Source organism: Flavonifractor sp. An52, from assembly GCF_002159385.1.
Lineage (GTDB): Bacteria > Bacillota > Clostridia > Oscillospirales > Oscillospiraceae > Flavonifractor > Flavonifractor avicola.
Genome location: NZ_NFIB01000020.1, coordinates 1 through 17,493 on the forward strand (window position 1 = coordinate 1; position 17,493 = coordinate 17,493).

General features: G+C 59.9%; 12 protein-coding genes. 11 read left to right on the plus strand and 1 reads right to left on the minus strand.

Annotation, left to right across the window (positions count from 1 at the left end; genetic code table 11):
- Nucleotides 1–123 precede the first annotated feature (123 nt).
- From B5G06_RS08915 to B5G06_RS08940, 5 genes are all read left to right on the plus strand, one after another.
- Nucleotides 124–8,301, plus strand: a complete 8,178-nt coding sequence (locus B5G06_RS08915; RefSeq protein WP_087188732.1) for an S-layer homology domain-containing protein — start codon at nucleotides 124–126, stop codon at nucleotides 8,299–8,301.
- A gap of 980 nt (nucleotides 8,302–9,281) precedes the next feature.
- Nucleotides 9,282–9,692 carry a sigma factor-like helix-turn-helix DNA-binding protein gene (locus B5G06_RS08925; RefSeq protein WP_087188734.1) on the plus strand — a complete coding sequence of 137 codons (411 nt, stop codon included), beginning with the start codon at nucleotides 9,282–9,284 and terminating at the stop codon, nucleotides 9,690–9,692.
- Nucleotides 9,693–9,890: 198 nt separating this feature from the next.
- Nucleotides 9,891–10,091 carry a hypothetical protein gene (locus B5G06_RS08930; RefSeq protein ID WP_087188735.1) on the plus strand — a complete coding sequence of 67 codons (201 nt, stop codon included), beginning with the start codon at nucleotides 9,891–9,893 and terminating at the stop codon, nucleotides 10,089–10,091.
- Nucleotides 10,092–10,212: 121 nt separating this feature from the next.
- Nucleotides 10,213–10,476: a DUF6870 family protein gene (locus B5G06_RS08935; RefSeq protein ID WP_087188736.1), complete on the plus strand. Its 264-nt coding sequence runs from the start codon at nucleotides 10,213–10,215 to the stop codon at nucleotides 10,474–10,476.
- A 106-nt stretch (nucleotides 10,477–10,582) separates the two neighbouring features.
- On the plus strand, nucleotides 10,583–12,265 hold the full coding sequence (locus B5G06_RS08940) for a recombinase family protein (RefSeq protein WP_087188737.1): 1,683 nt from the start codon (nucleotides 10,583–10,585) through the stop codon (nucleotides 12,263–12,265).
- A 15-nt stretch (nucleotides 12,266–12,280) separates the two neighbouring features.
- On the opposite strand, the gene B5G06_RS14180 is transcribed toward B5G06_RS08940, so the two are convergent.
- Nucleotides 12,281–12,505 carry a hypothetical protein gene (locus tag B5G06_RS14180; protein WP_204220785.1) on the minus strand — a complete coding sequence of 75 codons (225 nt, stop codon included), beginning with the start codon at nucleotides 12,503–12,505 and terminating at the stop codon, nucleotides 12,281–12,283.
- 262 nt (nucleotides 12,506–12,767) lie between these two features.
- On the opposite strand from B5G06_RS14180, the gene trxA reads away from it, so the two are divergent.
- From trxA to yajC, 6 genes are all read left to right on the plus strand, one after another.
- Nucleotides 12,768–13,082 carry a thioredoxin gene (gene trxA / locus B5G06_RS08950; RefSeq protein WP_087188739.1) on the plus strand — a complete coding sequence of 105 codons (315 nt, stop codon included), beginning with the start codon at nucleotides 12,768–12,770 and terminating at the stop codon, nucleotides 13,080–13,082.
- A 15-nt stretch (nucleotides 13,083–13,097) separates the two neighbouring features.
- The gene (gene trxB, locus B5G06_RS08955; protein ID WP_087188740.1) at nucleotides 13,098–14,015 is read left to right on the plus strand and encodes a thioredoxin-disulfide reductase; all 918 of its coding nucleotides are present in this window, start codon (nucleotides 13,098–13,100) and stop codon (nucleotides 14,013–14,015) included.
- 16 nt (nucleotides 14,016–14,031) lie between these two features.
- Nucleotides 14,032–14,466 carry an RrF2 family transcriptional regulator gene (locus tag B5G06_RS08960; protein WP_087188741.1) on the plus strand — a complete coding sequence of 145 codons (435 nt, stop codon included), beginning with the start codon at nucleotides 14,032–14,034 and terminating at the stop codon, nucleotides 14,464–14,466.
- Nucleotides 14,463–15,761, plus strand: coding sequence for a cytochrome c biogenesis protein CcdA (locus tag B5G06_RS08965; protein WP_087188742.1), 1,299 nt, complete (start codon nucleotides 14,463–14,465; stop codon nucleotides 15,759–15,761). Before B5G06_RS08960 ends, B5G06_RS08965 begins: the two co-directional genes overlap by 4 nt.
- A 106-nt stretch (nucleotides 15,762–15,867) precedes the next feature.
- Nucleotides 15,868–16,998 carry a tRNA guanosine(34) transglycosylase Tgt gene (gene tgt / locus B5G06_RS08970; RefSeq protein ID WP_087188743.1) on the plus strand — a complete coding sequence of 377 codons (1,131 nt, stop codon included), beginning with the start codon at nucleotides 15,868–15,870 and terminating at the stop codon, nucleotides 16,996–16,998.
- 107 nt (nucleotides 16,999–17,105) lie between these two features.
- Nucleotides 17,106–17,477, plus strand: a complete 372-nt coding sequence (yajC, locus tag B5G06_RS08975) for a preprotein translocase subunit YajC (RefSeq protein WP_242955423.1) — start codon at nucleotides 17,106–17,108, stop codon at nucleotides 17,475–17,477.
- The last annotated feature ends 16 nt before the right edge of the window (nucleotides 17,478–17,493 follow it).

Here is a 17,493-nt window from a genome sequence, read left to right on the forward strand (position 1 = left end):
GCTCAACAAGGAGGTGGAGAGCTTGACCCTGCTGTCCTACAGCTATTGTATCACGGGCATCTCAATGCCTGCTGATGCCTGAAATTATTAACTTTGAATCTTATTATACGAGGAGGTGTACCAATGAGACACTGGCTCAAGCGGGCCGGCAGCGGGCTGCTAGCCCTGCTGCTGGCGGTCCAGCTGCTCCCCGGCTCCGTGCTGGCTGTGTCCTCCTTTGAGGGCACGGCCTCCGGCACCGAGCTGTTCAAGGGAGAGGCCGACGAGCCCCGGCTCTTTGTGTCGGAGACGGCCTATCCCCTGGCCCCCGGCGTCACGGAATACGTGACCTATACTAACGAACGCTCCGGCCTGAACCAGAACATCGACTTCTTCTGCGAGATCGACCTGGACCAGGCGGAGATCATGGCGGGCTACGCCAACCTGGAGGGCATCCTTACCGACCAGGAGATCACCTGGCGGATGCAGACGGTCTCCGACCAGGCAAAGAGCGCCCAGAGCTACTTTGCCCGCTCGGAGGACTACGCCGACGCCACCATCGTGGCGGCGCTGAACGCCGACTACTATAACATGGCCACCGGCCAGCCCAGCGGCATTCTGATGATCGACGGCGTGATCTACAACCAGCCCAGCAGCAGCTACTACTTCGCCATCGACCAGAACGGGGACGCCCTGATCTCCAACGACACGAGCGAGGCGTTCCTGGCCACCCTGCGGCACGCGGTGGCCGGCGGCACCCTGCTGGTGAAGGACGGAGCGGTCAACGTCCAGCCCGGCGGGCGCAACGTGACCTACACCGCCATCGGTATCAAGGCCGACGGCACTGTGGTGTCCATGGTGTGCTACGGCCAGCGCTATCCCGTCTCCTGCGGCTACACCCAGTACGAGGTGGCCCAGATGATGAAGGCCCGGGGCTGTGTCACCGCCCTGATGCTGGACGGTAGCGGCTCCTCCACCTTCGTCTCCCGCCGGGAGGGCGACAGCCAGATCACCACCCGCAACAACCCCTCCGACGGCCAGGAGCGGCAGGTGAGCTCCTCGATCTTCATCCTCTCCCGGGTGAAGGCCGACGGGGTGTTTGACCACGCCGCCCTCTCCCCCGCCAACGAGGTGTACACCCCCGGCTCCACCGTGCAGTTCACTGCCGTGGGCGCGGACAAGTCCGGCGGCCCGGCCCCCCTGCCTGACGGCACCTACTGGTCGGTGGCCTCCGGCTACGGCACCATCGACAGCGGCACCGGCCGCTTCACTTCCAATGGAACGGAAGGCGACGTGACGGTCTATCTGAACAGCGGCGCCGAGGTGGTGGGCCAGACCACCATCACCATCGCCCACCCCGACCAGATCACCTTCGCGGAGGAGACTGCCAGCATCGGCCAGGGGGACACCTCCGACCTGGGCCTGCGGGTGTACTACCAGCAGCGGGAGGTCCACTACAAGGACGGGGACTTCACCTGGACCATCGAGCCGACGCAGTATACCCGGCGGCAGTGGGTGGGTCCAGACGAAAATGATTATGAAACGGTAGTTGAGACTGTTGAGTCCAGTCCGGATCAAATGCAGTATCTAACGTTGGGAACGGTAAATAACAACCGGCTCACCTGCGATCCCGTATATACTGGGGCCAACCTGAAGCAACCCGACCATACTCTGACTGATTCCGAAAAGACCGCCTCCGCGATCACCGCCAGAGTGACGGTGACCAGCAAGGCAGACAACAGCATTTTCGGCACCGTCACAGTGGACGCCTGTAAAGACCCCATTGTGGCCATGGATTTTGAAAGTGAGAACACAACTGTTTTCCACAGCTTTGAAACCTATGCCGGCCAGTTTGATGAAAACGGAACTTACACCGCCTTTGAAACAGCCAAAACACAGGAAGAGATCGCGGCGGAGGGCTACGGCTATACCTGCGTCTCCTATGCCGGGCGCACCACCGATGGCCGGCAGGTGGGCAAGGCTGAAATCGTAAGCAAGGCGGACGGGTATCCCGTGCGATTTGGCGAACACTCCATGCGCGTCGATTATGACTTCAGCACCAACGCCGGAAAAACAGACGGCGCGTGCTTCGGTGCCGTGGAGGACATCGAGCTTGCCAACCTGGGCAATCCCACCCGGATCGGCATCTGGGTATACATCCCCAAGAACACGCCCAACCTTTGGCTGCGGCTCCAGTACCGGGACGGCAGCGGAAATGCCTCCCAGCTGGACTTTACGGAAAACGACATTTACCGGCCCAACAATGTGGCCCGAAACGCGGACGACAACTGGCATTACTTCGAGGCTGACATCAGCAAGCTTCAAACCCCGGTGACCATCCCGGCTGGTCAGACCGTCCGCGTCATGATGGCAAATCCCAAGCAAAGCATTGGCGCGGCCAAGCTCTGGGCTTCCCCCGTGGGCTGGGTCAAGTGCCAGACCGATGAGAACGGCAATATCATCCTGGTGGACAAGGATGACCCGCGTGTGGCCAGCTTTACGGGCGGATACACCACCACCCCGCTCGACATCGGTGCCGTGGTCCCCGACACGGTGACCCTGGGTACCACCGGTGAAACGGTGACCATCGACCAGGTCCCCATTCCCGAATACCTGGCTACCTTTGATTCCAGCGGCAACAACCTGAGCAAAGGAAATTTGAGCGGTACGCTCTATTTCGACAACATCACCTTCATCTACGGCAGCACCCCTGAGGATACCTCCGCCCCGGACATTGAATCCATTACTGTGAAGGCCGGCGGCGGAGACGCCGTAAACCTGACCAGCGGCATGACCCTGGCCTCCGGGGCGCTGGACATCGAGGCTTTCTTCAACGACAGTACCGAGACCGACCGCAACAACACCGGCGTGGCCTCCGCTTCCCTGTACGTGGACAACCGCCTGGTGGAGGGCGACGGCGTCATCGTGGGCGCGGACACCCTGCGGGCGGGCATCCGCCTGGCCAACGGCAGCCACACCATCCGCATCTCGGTGGTGGACAACTACGGTAACGAGGCCACCCGTACCTTTACCGTCACCGTGGCCGACCCGGAGGGGGACGGCGCCCCGGTGGAGGTCACCGCTCAGGAGACCACTGCCGTGCTAGGCGGGCAGATCCACCTGGACTTCACCCCCCGGGATAACTCCGTGGACTCCATGACCGTGACCCTGGACGTGCCCCGCGCCTACGCCGACGGTTATCAAATCACCCCCGCTGCGTCCTGCGAGGTCAGCAGTATGAGCTACAACAGCACCGCGGAGGAGCTCACCTTCACAGTCACCGGTTCGGTGAACTCCGGCTCCATGGCCACCCTGACCCTGAACGTGCCCGCCGGCGCGGCCACCGGTACGACGCTGACCATCCCGGTGAACGGCCAGGCCGGCGGCTCCACCTTCAACGCCACCCCCTCCTGGACCGTGACCGCCCCCTATACCGTCACCTCCGGGCAGATGGTGGCGGGCCTGGCGGACACCTGCTGGTTCCAAATCAGCCACACCGCCAGCGGTGAGCCGGCCAGCGGCGTCACCCTGTACGCGGGCAGCGCCGAATTGGGCACCTCCGGCGCTGACGGCCGAGTGAGCTGCGAGCCTAAGGAAGGCACCACCTCCCTGACGGTCACCGCCCAGGACACCGAGGGCGGCGTCTCCGCCGAGTATGTGGCCCCGGTCTACTGGCCCCAGGGAAATACCGACGGCACCCCCACCCGGGTGTGGCGCAACGCCGCCGACGCCGCCGACACCCTGAACGTGAGCTGGCTGGCCAACCCGCTCTATGCCGGGAGCTCCGCCTGCATCCAGATCGCGGAGAGCGAAGAGGCCCTGGAGACTGCCGAGCCCCAGAGCGCGGACTGCGACCTGGTCACCTTCTCCGGCGGCAACGCCGCCGCCTATGTGTGCGGCGCGGAGGTCACCGGCCTGACCCCCGGCAGGACCTACTACTACCGGGTGGGCGACGGCGAGCACTGGTCCGAGGCCAGCAGCTTCACCACCGTCTATGAAAACACCGGCATCAGCGCCCTGGTGATGGGCGATCTGCAGGAAAACGATAACGCAAACCTCTCCGGCATTCTGGAGCAGGCGGGTGTGGACGGCCTGGACTTAGCGATTCAGACCGGCGATCTGGTGGACAACGGCTCCTCCTACTCCTACTGGAACAACACCATGGGGATGCTGGAGAGCCTGACCATGGATCGGCTCTTTGCCGTGGGCAACCACGAGCAGGAGGGTGGGATCGACCCCCATACCGTCATCTATAACCAGGATAACTCCAGCTACTACTCCATGAAGGTAGGCAACGTATTCGTGGCCACCATCGCCTACAACAGCTTCTCCGATGCGGCACTGGATCAGCTGGTGGCGGACGCCCAGGCCTCCGGCGCCACCTGGAAGCTGCTGGTCACCCACCAGCCCCCCTACTACACCAACGTGACGGCCGGTATGGGCAGCAGCGCCCAGCAGGCCATCGTGGAGGCGGTCCAGGAGGCCGGGATCGATGTGGTCCTCTCCGGCCACGACCACGCCTACGCCCGCACCCAGCCCATGCTGGACGGCCAGGTGGTGAGCCCGGAGACCGGCATCACCTATTTCATCTGCGGCAGCCTGGGGGAGAAAAGCTACGGCGTCACCGACACCCCGGAGTTCCATTTCGCCAAGGCCACCAACGACTATCAGGCCCTCTACCTCACCCTGGACACCACCGACAGCGAGCTGACCATTCAGGTCTACGACTACAACAACGGCAGCCCCGAGCTGATGGACAGCTTCACCAAGACCAAGGGCAGCGGCAGCCACACCCACAGCTACACCTGGAACGGCAGCGACCAGCTGACCTGCTCCTGCGGCTACACGATCCCCGCCGCGTCCTATACCGGCTACGCGGCCTACACCAATGCCTCCGGCAAGAGCGGCCAGGTTTATCTCAACGCGGGCAAGCTCATGACTGGCTGGTTTGCCGTAGGCGAGGATACTCTTCATCATGCGGGAGACGACGGTCTGCTCCATGATGCTGAGTCGATCAACACCGCTCAGTGCTGGGAGAATGGAAACCTGATCTGCTGGTGCCATGACTGCAATAAATACCGCACATTCTCTGAAACTCGGCGTCAGGGCCATCTCTATAATGAGGATCATGTTTGTACCCGCCAGGTATTCAACATGGAAACTTGGGAATATGAAACCTGCGGGCTCCATGGCAAGGACATCTCCACCCTGGACATCGAGCTGGCCTATCAGTACGGCTACTACACAGGCGAACCGCGCCGCCCCGCCGTCACTGTCACCGACCCTGAGACCGGCTATGAGCTGTTCGGCCAGTCCACTTACGGTGATTACATGCCCTATTGGGAAAACAACGTAAATGTGGGTACAGCCACCGTGCGGATCGTAGGCTATTCCGATGGCCCTTATTATGGCGAGGTATCGGTAAATTACCAGGTGGTCCCGCAGGATCTGACCGCGGAGGACTTCACGTACACCGCCACCTCCAACAGCGTGCGTCTGACCTGGGAGAGCGCGCCTGGCGCCCAGCAGTACATCGTCTACCAGAACGTGGGCGGCACCTGGACCCGCAGGGGCATCGTGGACGAGCCGGAGTTCACCTTTACCGGCCTGAGCGCCGGGGAGCACCAGTTCCGCGTCCGCCCCTTCGCCACCGTGGACGGACAGGACTACTACTCCAGCCGCAACTCCGACATCGTCACTGTGACCATCGCGGGCGGCGGCGTCACCTTTCAGGACAGCGGCGAAAACGGCGTTCTCACCCGCACCTACGGCGACGCGGCCTTTGCCAACCCCGCCAGCGCCGAGGGCGCCTCCGCCAGCTTTACTTACACCAGCGCCGACACCAACGTGGCCACTGTGGACGCAGCCGGCACGGTGACCATCGTGGGTGCGGGCAGCACCGTCATCACCGCCACGGCTGGGGAGCTCTCCGGCCAGTATCGGCTCACCGTCCAGCCCAAGGAGGTCACCCTCACCTGGACCGGCACGGAGGAGCGGGTCTATGACGGCCAGCCCTCCAGCGTCACCGCCCAGGCGGGCGGCCTGATGGAGGACGATGCCGTCACCGTCACCGTGACGGGCGGCGGTCAGAAGAACGCCGGCACGCACACGGCGGCGGCCTCCGACCTGAGCAGCGGCAACTACGCCCTGCCCGAGGACTGCACGGCAGAGTACGTCATCACCCCGGCCACGATCACCGCCCTGGAGTGGAGCAGTGAGGAACTCACCTACACCGGCCAGCCCATCGCGCCCACTGCCACGGCAAAGGAGGGGCTGGTGGAGGGAGACGAGGTGACCTTCTCCGTACCCGAGGCCACCGAGCCGGGCACCTATCAGGTCACCGCCGTGAGCCAGAACCCCAACTATGTGGTGGCGGCCGATGTGACGCCCCATCAGTTCACCATCGTCCTGCCCACCATCACCCTGAGCAAGACCGACGGCAGCGTCACCGCCCACATGGACGGCACCAGCATCATGCTCAGCGGCCTGGTCGGCAGTCCGGAGGAAACTATCACCGTCACCGTGTCTGGCGGCGGTCAGAGCGGCTCTGCCACGGTCTCCTCTGGGGAAACGGGCACCGTGACCCTGAGCGGCGTGACCTACGGCGTGGACGCCGGCGGCCTTGCGGTCAAGCCCACCGATGTGACACTGACGAACGGCAAGACCGACGTGGTGCCCCCCGCCGAAGGGGTGACCGCCGATTTGGAGGACGCGCAGAAAGAAGAAATGAACACGGCAGCCAACTCCGTGGACAACAAGTTCACCAACATTCTGGCCGCCATCGCCTCCGCCGTGGAGGAGATCGTCGAGGACGCTCTGGATAAGGTAGAAGGAGAGGTCTCCAGCGTCAAAATGGAGGTCTCCCAGCGGCTGGAAGTGAAGGAGTACACGCCCGGAGAGTCCTACAAGGTGGACATCACCCCCGTCTATCAGATCGTCCCCGACGCGAAGGACGGGGAAGAGGCAGGCGGGGAGCCCGGTCCTTCTGCCGGGCCCATCGCTTCCGGCACCCTGTCCAACGACCAGATCACCGCGCCGGTGGAGGTCTCCATCCAGGTGCCCAGCGACATTACCCTGACAGAGGGCACCACCTTTGTCCGACACCACCGTTCCGATGGTCGGTGGGAGTACATCAGGCCCACCACCATCAAGGACCATGTCCTCACCTTCTGGACCAGCAGCTTCTCCGAGTTCGAGGTGGTCTCCGACAACCGGACCGGCTCGGTCACCTTCCCTCTGGACGATGGGGACCAGACCCGGGTATTCACCCCCGCCGACTTGGGCACAGAGCTGCCCAAGCTGGCGCAGGAGGGGTATACCTTCAACGGCTGGACCATCGGCGGGGACACGTACACCGAGGTCAACGAGTACTTCTTGGATGCGCTGAAGAGCGGAGAGACCCTTGTTGCGACTGCCAGCTTCACCGAAAATGAAAAACCGGTGGAGCCCGACGACCCGGACGACGACCACGGCGGTGGCGGCGGTGGCGCAGTCTCCACCGATCACTCCGTCACAGCAGCCGGCACTACTCACGGCACGATCTCCCTCAGTGCCGATGCCGCGGCCAAGGGCGAGACCGTGACCATCACCGTCAAGCCCGCCAACGGGTACGAGCTGGATATCCTCACGGTCACGGACGCCAGCGGGAAAGCGGTGGCCACCACCGATCTTGGAAATGGCCGCTATTCCTTCACCATGCCCGGCAGCAAGGTGACTGTGGAGGCCGGCTTCAAGCCCGTCGAGGAGGAGCCCACCCCGGTGGAGCTGCCCTTCACCGACGTGGCGGAGAGCGCCTGGTACTATGACGCGGTGGCCTACGCCTATGCCAATGGGCTCATGGACGGCACCGGCGCCTCCAGCTTCGCCCCCGGCATGACCACCAACCGGGCCATGCTGGCCACTCTGCTCTACCGCCTGGAAAAGGAACCCGCTGTTTCCGGCGCCGTGTCCTTCCAGGACGTGGCTGCCGGCCAGTGGTACACCGACGCGGTGGCCTGGGCGGCGTCTGAGGGCATCGTCAACGGCGTGGGAGATGGCAGCGCCTTTGCCCCCAACGACACCATCACCCGGGAGCAGATGGCCGTCATGCTCTACCGCTACGCCCAGTACAAGGGCTATGACGTGAGCCAGGGCGGCATGGCCGCGCAGGAGTACAGCGACTACGGCCAGGTGGCCTCCTGGGCCCAGCAGGCCATGCAGTGGGCCGTGAGCGCCGGCCTTATCACCGGCACCAGCGACACCACCCTCAGCCCCCAGGGCTCCGCCAGCCGCGCCGAGATCGCCACCATCCTCATGCGCTTCTGTGAGAATGTGGTGAAGTAGGGTTTGGAATAATCCGTCCCTGGTATCCGAACTAATCCAGGATTCCGATTCTGCGAATAAAGGAGCTTATCCTGATTCTAAACAGCTGGATACTGGCAAAGTTGAGCCCCGCAGAGACTTTCAGCCCCTGCGGGGCTTTCCTTTGTCGCTTAATTAGTAGATTCTGCCGCAGTTCCACAGCTTTGGGACACAGCGTCCCAAGGTCCGGCGGGAGCCGCCCCGCTGTCACTCCCATCCAGTTCTCTGTTCAGAATGTCATCTTTAGACTTAATCTGAATGGAGTGATACAAATGATATCCTTCGATCTGAAAAAGCGTTTCACCCATGGACTGCGTGATGGGATCAAATATATGGCCTGCTTCCATGAGTCCATGGCCAGGAGTTGCGGGATTATGCGGAGCTATTCATGCGGCTCTGGACGCCCTCAGCTCCCTGCCGGAGGCCCAGATTCGCCGAGTGGTCGCCGATTTGATCCCAGCTAAGACTTCCGGCAGATCGCCCGGGAGAATACATAGATAAGAAAGCCATCTGGGAGTCCATTCGCTGCGACTTGGAGAACCTAAGAAAATTTTTCGTTTCTGTGCTCTATTAGCCCGCTTTTTTGCGGTATATGAGAGAAGATTTTCTCTCCTCATGAGGGCGCAGAGGCTACAAGCCGCTCCCCCTCATATGCGGGGGAGCACCTACGCCAAGGATACCATCTTATAAAGAACCTAATATTCTTTTCCTACAACAAGGCAATAAAGGAGCATAATATGAGCGCGTCCTGATAGCAGAAAACCGAATAACGCTGAAAAGAAGTCCCGCAGAGGTCCAAGCCTCTGCGGGACTTCTCTTTGTCGTTTTTTGTGTTTTTTGCCATGTAATAATAGGTTTGGGCCACTTTGTCCCAAAGTGGCCCCCATTTTCCCACGGTGCAGATCACCGCCGTTCCTTTGTTCAGATTGCTTCAACCCACCATCTGAACGGAGGAATTACAAATGACGACCATCAACTTGAAAGAGTTTTTTTATTGGTACAAGACCGATGAATACATAGAGGTGACGGACGAGGTGGCCGAGGAACTGCGAGCTGACAAGCGGTATGAAGTCACCCACCACCGGCGTATGAAAAGGAACAAGGCCAACTACTCTTTGGACGTGGATGATGGCATTGAATACGCCGCCTGTGAGTTTCAGCCTTCCCCGGAGGTTGCCCTGGACCTGATGGAGCAGTACCGGCGGCTGTGCTGTGCGCTCAACCATTTGCCCCCGGTTCAGGGGCAGCGGATCGACGCGCACTACCTGTTGGGCTGGTCGATCCGGGAGATCGCTTTGGCCGAAGATGTGAGCTGCCGGGCGGTGCAAATCTCCATTGACCGTGGCCTGCGTGCGATGCGAAAATTTTTCTAAAAATTATCCGCAGACTGTTTCGTATTTGCGTTCAAAGTGACCTGGGTAAGTAGAGGGAAATCTTTTCTCCCTCTGTGCGGTATTGGGATGGGAACCAGGCCATATGCGCGGGAGCGCTGTGACGACAACTGCTGTCTGATGACAGGCCGAACCTATCGCACGGCGCTCCCAAACCTAAAAAATCAAGGAGGCACAACCATGAGCTATGACACCGAACTGGCTGCCCTGCTCTCCGAGCCGTGGAATGAGAGTGTTTGCCGAGGGTACACGATCCTTGCTTTGGAGCGGTGTGGATATAAAACTGCGGTAATCCAGCGGGTCATGTCTGAACTCCACGAACTGCTCGACTTTACCAGCCCACAGGAGGCTCAGGCATACTACGAGCAAAGTCCGTATTAGTTTTCTCTGTCCTTTGATAAGGCGCAAGGCCACCACCCGAAAAGGGGTGGTGGCCTTGCGCGTTCTCGCATAGGACAAACTATCCAGCGCATATATCTTGCAGAAAGGAGGCGCATGGTCTATGCAAAAACAGGTCGATCTCACGGAACTGGCAAGCGTGGATATTCAAAAGGTCAGCAAGGAAGAACTGGTCGATGCCAGCGGTTTGTGTTTTGATCCCCAGGTCCCCCAGGAATTGCGGGCGGCCTATCTTCTTAACGCCATCGGAAATCCCTATTGTTTCCGCGTGGGCGAGCTCGGTGTCAAGCTGGAGTTTGCGGACAATGCGCCGTCTCTGCAAGATACAATTCTTGACTTCCTCCAGCGGAAAAAGAGCGGTCTTTGACCCTATCGCTCACCTTTGGGACACTTTGTCCCTACGGAGGCATCCTTGATGATACCCCCGGAAAGCGGTATAATATAGGTGTAATGTGATAGGGAAGGAGGCTAACATGGCACGGAAAAGCCGGGCTGTGGTTGAAACTGTCAAAGCAAAATTCAGAGTTTGGAGAATTGCAATTTACATCCGTCTTTCCAAAGAGGACGCCCGTTGCCTGGACGAGTCCGAGAGTGTCACCAACCAGCGGGCGATCATCGAGGATCATATCGCCGGGTTCAACGATGGCGACGAGTACATCATTGTGGATGAATATGTGGACGACGGCATTTCCGGCACAACGGATGACGAGCGCGACGACTTCCAGCGGATGCTCTCGGATATTAAGCGGGGGCGCGTCAACTGCGTCATCGTGAAAGACCTGGCCCGTTCCTTCCGCAATTACAGCGATCAGGGCTACTATCTCGATGACTGGTTCCCCCGGTATAATGTCCGCTTTATCTCCCTGTTCCATCAACCGCTGGACAGCTACAAAGAGCCCCAAAATATGCGGAGCATCGCCGTACCGATCCAGGGCGTTCTCAATGAAAACCACTGTGCGGAAACCTCCGACAAGGTGCGGGAAGTATTTGATATGAAACGCCGTAACGGAGAACACATCGGTTCCTTTGCCGCCTATGGCTACCTCAAAGACCCTAATGATAAAAATGCCCTTGTGGTGGACGAGGAGGCCGCTGGTGTCGTCCGTGACATCTTCCAGATGTTCCTGGACGGTATGAGCAAAAACGCCATTGTGCGCCATCTGAACGATCACGGCGTCCTTTGTCCCGCCGCTTACAAGCGGGAACGCCTTGGGTTGAAATATCAAAATCCAAGTTTGGACCCCGGCAAGCACCCTTTGTGGTGTGCCGTGACGGTGGGCGGCATCCTGAAAAACCGGATGTACTGTGGTGACATGGTGCAGGGCCGCTACCGCATGAAAAGCTACAAAGTCCATGTGCAGGAGATCGTTCCGCAGGATGAATGGTACATTGTGGAGAATACCCATGAGGCCATCATTGACCGGGAAACCTTTGACAAGGCGCAGCGGCTCCTCATGCGGGACACCCGCACAGGCCCCCAGCAGAAAAAATTATACCCGTTCAGCGGCTTTCTGAAATGCGCCGATTGCGGAAAAGCAATGACCCGCAGTAAAGTGGGCAATGCGGTGTATTATTACTGCCGTACTTATAAGGATCAATCCAAGAGTGCCTGTACCAAGCACACGATCAAACATATCCAGTTGGAGGCTGCCGTCCTCTATGCGATCCAGCAGCAGGTCTATTTGGCCGTAGACTTCTCTAAGACCATTGAGCAGATCAATAAAGCTCCCCTGGTCAAGAGCCAGTTAAAAAAGCTGCATGATGCCATCGAGCAGAAGGAACGGGAGCTTGCCAAGATCGTCCGATATAAGCAGGCAATCTATCAGGACTGGAAAGACGGCGAGCTCACACACTCTGATTACCGGCACATGAAAGAGGACTACGAACAACAGGCCGAGGCATTGAACCAAGTCCTGGAACGGCTCAGAGAAGAACAAAGGGAGCTGGAAAACGGCATTGATACGGAAAATCCCTTCCTGGCGACCTTCCGGCAGTATCAAAATATCGAAAAGTTGACGCGGGATGTTTTGATCGAGCTGGTGGACCATATCAAGGTCTATGAGGGAGGCAGTATCAGCATTGTATTCCGGTTTGCCGACGAGTTGCGCCGGATTAGAGAGTTTATCGAGCTCAATACCCATAGCGAGGCGGTTTGACAAGAAACCGCATTTTTACAGATAGTTGACTTTCCTTAATAAACCGCTCCGGTGGGTCCAGTAGGGCCGGTAGCACCGGTTGCGCCGGAACCGGCAGGCCCGGTAGGCCCGGTAGCACCAGTGGGACCGGTAGCCCCGGTAGGTCCGGTGGGACCAGGCACGGGGCAGGGAGGGGGACAGGGCGGCGGGCAGCAGCCTGGCGGACAGCAGCAGGCCCCACCTTCCTGTTTCCGTTTCCACTCCCGATCAGAGGGAAGATAGTGGTTCATATTGTACTCCTTTATCCGCTTGGCTTGTGGCTGTGCCACATGACAGCCTATGCGTTTGCCTGACGGGAGGTGCGCCGCTGGAACGCCCAGCAAAAAAGTAGGAAAAGGGGTTGACAAGACTAACTGTAACTGGTATAGTTACAGTATAGAAATGAAACAAATAAAGTTACAGTTAGGAGCATATGATACAGCCAGGCGATTGCCTGCTATTCGGAACAGAAAGGACGATGGATATGACTCCCATTACCATTACCAAAGCCAATTTTGAAGAAGTAGTGCTTCATTCCGACAAGCCGGTGCTGGTGGACTTCTGGGCCCCCTGGTGCGGCTACTGCCGCCGGATCAGCCCGGTGCTGGACCAGATTGCCCAGCAGTTTGATGGTCAGCTGGTGGTAGGCAAGATCAACATTGACGAGGAGCCGGAGCTGGAGGAGCAGTTTGAGGTGGAGGTCATTCCCACCCTGTTCCTCTTCAAGAACGGGGAGACGGGGGAGCCCATTGTGAACCCCGGTTCCAAGGCTCAGATCATCGACTGGATGGGACTGTAAAAGGAGGCGGACGGCATGGCGCAGTATGAAATTCTCATCGTAGGGGGCGGCCCCGCCGGTTACACGGCGGCCCTGTATGCCGCCCGCAGCGGCCGTAAGACGGCGGTGGTGGAGAAGCTGTCTCCCGGCGGCCAGATGGCCACCACCTCTGTGATCGACAACTACCCCGGCTTCCCCGATGGGGTGGACGGCTTCGAGCTGGGGGAGAAGATGGAGCGGCAGGCCCGGAAGTATGGGGCGGAAACCGTCTATGCCGAGGTCACCGGGGCCGACTTAACCGCTGTTCCCAAGGTGCTCCACACCAGCGAGGGGGACCTGACTGGCGACGCGGTGATCCTGGCCACCGGAGCCTATCCCCGGGAGCTGGGCCTCCCCGGCGAGAGCGAGATGAGGGGGAGAGGGATTGCCTACTGCGCCGCCTGCGACGGCATGATGTACCGGGGCAAGGTGGTGGCGGTAAACGGCGGCGGCAACACCGCTGTGGAGGACGCCCTCTACTTGTCCAAGCTGTGCAAGAAGGTTTATCTCATCCACCGGCGGGACAGCCTGCGGGCCTCGGCGGTATACCATAAGGCCCTGGAGGAGGCAGGGGTGGAGATCCTCTGGAACACCCGGGTGACAGACCTGCGCAAGGAAAAACGCCTGACAGGTATCGAGCTGGAAAATGTGGTCACTGGCGAGAAAAGTGAGCTGGCCTGCGACGGCCTCTTTGTGGCGGTGGGCCGGGTGCCCGATACCGCCCTCTTTGCCGGACAGGTGGAGACCGATCAGGCGGGTTATCTGGTGGCAGACGAGAGTTGCCGCACCAGCGTGCCCGGTGTGTTTGCCGCCGGAGACGTGCGTACCAAGGCTCTGCGGCAGGTCATCACCGCCGCTGCCGATGGCGCCAACGCCGCCCACTGGGCGGAGGACTATCTGCTGAAACGCGTGTAAAGGAGAATCCCATTCCATGAATGGCCTGTTCTGTGTGGCGGTCCACGCCCTGATCTATCTGGATAAGCGGGGATGTTTGCTCTCCAGCGAGGAGCTGGCGGCCAACATCTGCACCAACCCGGCCCGGGTCCGCAAGGTGATGGCCAAGCTGAAAAAGGCGGGGCTGGTGACCACCCGCACCGGCACCGACGGCGGCTATCAGATGGTGGCTGATCCGGAGAAAGTGACCCTGGACACGGTGGCCGACGCTCTGGAGGTGCGGTTCGTGGAACCTGCCTGGCACAGCGGCGGAGGCGTGGACTGCGGCTGTATGGTGGCCTCCGGCATGGCCGGGGTGATGGACCACCTGTTTGACGATCTGGACCGGCGCTGTAAGGCGCGGCTGGCCCAGCTCCGCCTCTCCGACCTGGAGGGGCAGCTGGAATCCATACAAAAAGGAGAACCCCTATGAATTTGCAGCTTGAGACCGGCGTACCGGTACTCACCGTCTTTATCCAGGGCCTGCTCAGCTTCTTTTCGCCCTGTGTGCTCCCGCTGGTGCCTCTGTATGTGGGTTATTTGGCGGGAGGAGCCCGGACGGTGGATGAGAAGGGCAATATCCGCTATCCCCGGGGCAAGGTGTTGATCAACACCCTGTTCTTTGTGGTGGGTGTCAGCTTCGCCTTCTTTGTGCTGGGGCTGGGCTTTACCGCCGCAGGCCGCTTCTTCAGCGGCAATCAGACCCTGTTTGCCCGCATCAGTGGCATCATTATGATCCTCTTTGGTGTCTATCAGTTCGGCTTCTTCGGCAAGGCCGCCGCGCTGGAGACCGAGCACCGGCTGCCCTTCCGACTGGACAAGTGGGCAATGAACCCCCTGGTGGCCCTGGTGCTGGGCTTCACCTTCAGCTTTGCCTGGACTCCCTGCGTGGGCCCCACTCTGGGCAGCGTGCTGCTGATGGCCTCTTCCGCCGCAAGCGCCGGCAAGGGCTTTTTGCTCATCGCCGTTTATACTGCCGGCTTTGTGATCCCGTTCCTGGCGGTGGGCATTTTCACCGGCACGGTGCTCAACTTCTTCAAGACCCATCAGAAAGTGGTCAAGTATACCGGCAAGGTGGGGGCGGCCCTGCTGGTCCTTATGGGCATCATGACCTTCACCGGCTTTATGAACGGCATCACCGGCTATCTGTCCGGCATTGGGGGAGGGACCGGCGTAACCGAGACGCCTACCCAGAGCGAAAGCGTCTCTCCCACGCCGGAGGCCACCCAGACCCCGGAGCCTGCAGAGAGCGCCACTCCTGAGCCGTCGGCTGAGCCCACGCCCAAGCCTGAGATTGCTGCCCCCGACTTTACCCTCACCGATCAGTACGGCAACACCCACACTCTGTCCGACTACCAGGGCAAGACGGTGTTTCTCAACTTCTGGGCCACCTGGTGCGGACCCTGCAAGAGCGAGATGCCAGACATCCAGAAGCTGTATGAGAGTTATGGAGAAAACAGCGAGGATCTGGTGGTGCTGGCGGTGGCCAATCCCGGCGGACAGGACGTGTCTCAGGAGGAGATCGAGCAATTCCTGGAGGACAACGGCTACACCTTCCCGGTGCTTATGGACGACACCGGCATGACTCTGGCCTATTACGGTATTTCCGCCTTTCCCACCACCTTTATGATTGACGCCAACGGCAACGTGTACGGCTATGTGCCGGGAGCCATGACGGCGTCCATCATGGAGTCGGTGGTGCAGCAGACCATGGACAGCGTGAAGTAAACAGGGAAGAGCGGCGCTATGCGCCGCTCTTTCTGGTTTTGAGGCGTTGTCATTTCCTCCGCTTTCTGGTATGATAGTAACACTTGCAAAATAAAGGGGTTTTATTGTGTTTGAAGTGATCAAAACCGAGGGAAAGGCCCGCCGGGGCGTCTTTACCTGCGCCCACGGCACGGTACAGACGCCGGTTTTTATGAATGTAGGCACCCAGGGCGCCATCAAGGGGGCTCTGTCTGCCTTTGACCTGAAGGACATCGGCTGCCAGGTGGAGCTGTCCAACACCTATCACCTCCACCTGCGTCCCGGCGACCAGGTGGTGCGCCAGATGGGAGGCCTCCACAAGTTCATGCGCTGGGACGGGCCCATCCTCACTGATTCCGGCGGGTTCCAGGTGTTCTCCCTGTCCGGCCTGCGGAAGATCAAGGAGGAGGGGGTCACCTTTGCCTCCCACATCGACGGCCGCCGCATTTTCATGGGCCCTGAGGAGTCCATGCAGATCCAGTCCAACCTGGGCAGCGACATCGCCATGGCCTTTGACGAGTGCGTAGAGAATCCGGCCACCTACGAGTACGCCAAGGCCTCCTGTGAGCGCACCCTGCGCTGGCTCCAGCGGTGCAAGGTAGAACATGACCGGCTCAATGCTCTCCCCGACACGGTGAATCCCCATCAGATGCTCTTCGGCATCAACCAGGGCGCCACCTTCCCCGATCTGCGGGTGTGGCACATGAAAGAGACCGCCAAGATCGACTGCGAGGGTTATGCCATCGGTGGCCTGGCGGTGGGGGAGCCCACCCAGGTGATGTACGACATCATCGACGCGGTGGAGCCCCATATGCCGGCGGACAAGCCCCGATATCTCATGGGCGTGGGCACCCCCTCCAACATCATTGAGGGTGTGGCCCGGGGCGTGGACTTCTTCGACTGCGTCATGCCCGCCCGCAACGCCCGCCACGCCAAGCTGTTCACCTGGTCGGGAGCCATGAACATCCGCAACGAGAAGTACAAGACCGATGAGCGGCCCATCGATCCCGACTGCGACTGTCCGGTGTGCCGGAATTTCTCCCGGGCCTATCTGCGCCACCTCTTCGTGGCGGACGAGATGCTGGCTATGCGCCTGGCCGTTATGCATAACCTGTATTTCTATAATAAACTGGCTCAGCGCATCCGGGATGCTCTGGATGCCGGTCAATTCACGGCCTTCCGGGCGGAATATTCCGAGAAGTTGGCCGGACGAATCTAAAACAAATTGTGAATCATGGCGAAAAACACTTGTCAAAACTTGCAAATCGTTTTATAATGTTCCACTGATGACGCATGGCGTCAAAGTTGAAATCGGAGGGGATTGTATTGACAGCACAGATCACCAACGCGATGTTGTCCAGCACCGGCACTGATGCTGGTGGGGCAGGTAGTATGTTGAGCATGATTATCCCGCTGGTACTGCTCATCGCGGTGTTTTATTTCCTGCTGATCCGTCCTGAGAACAAGAAGAAGAAGGCTGCTGCCAAGATGCGTTCCGAGCTGTCCGTGGGTGACCAGATCACCACCATCGGCGGCATCGTAGGTACCATCTGCGCGGTGAAGGAGAACACCATCGTGATCGAGACCAGCTCTGATCGCGTGCGCATGGAGTTCACCAAGTGGGCTGTGTCCACCCGCGGCACTCAGACTACTGAGGAAGGCCCCGGCGAGACCAAGGACGCCAAGGACAAGAAGTAATAAGAAACGCCCTCCC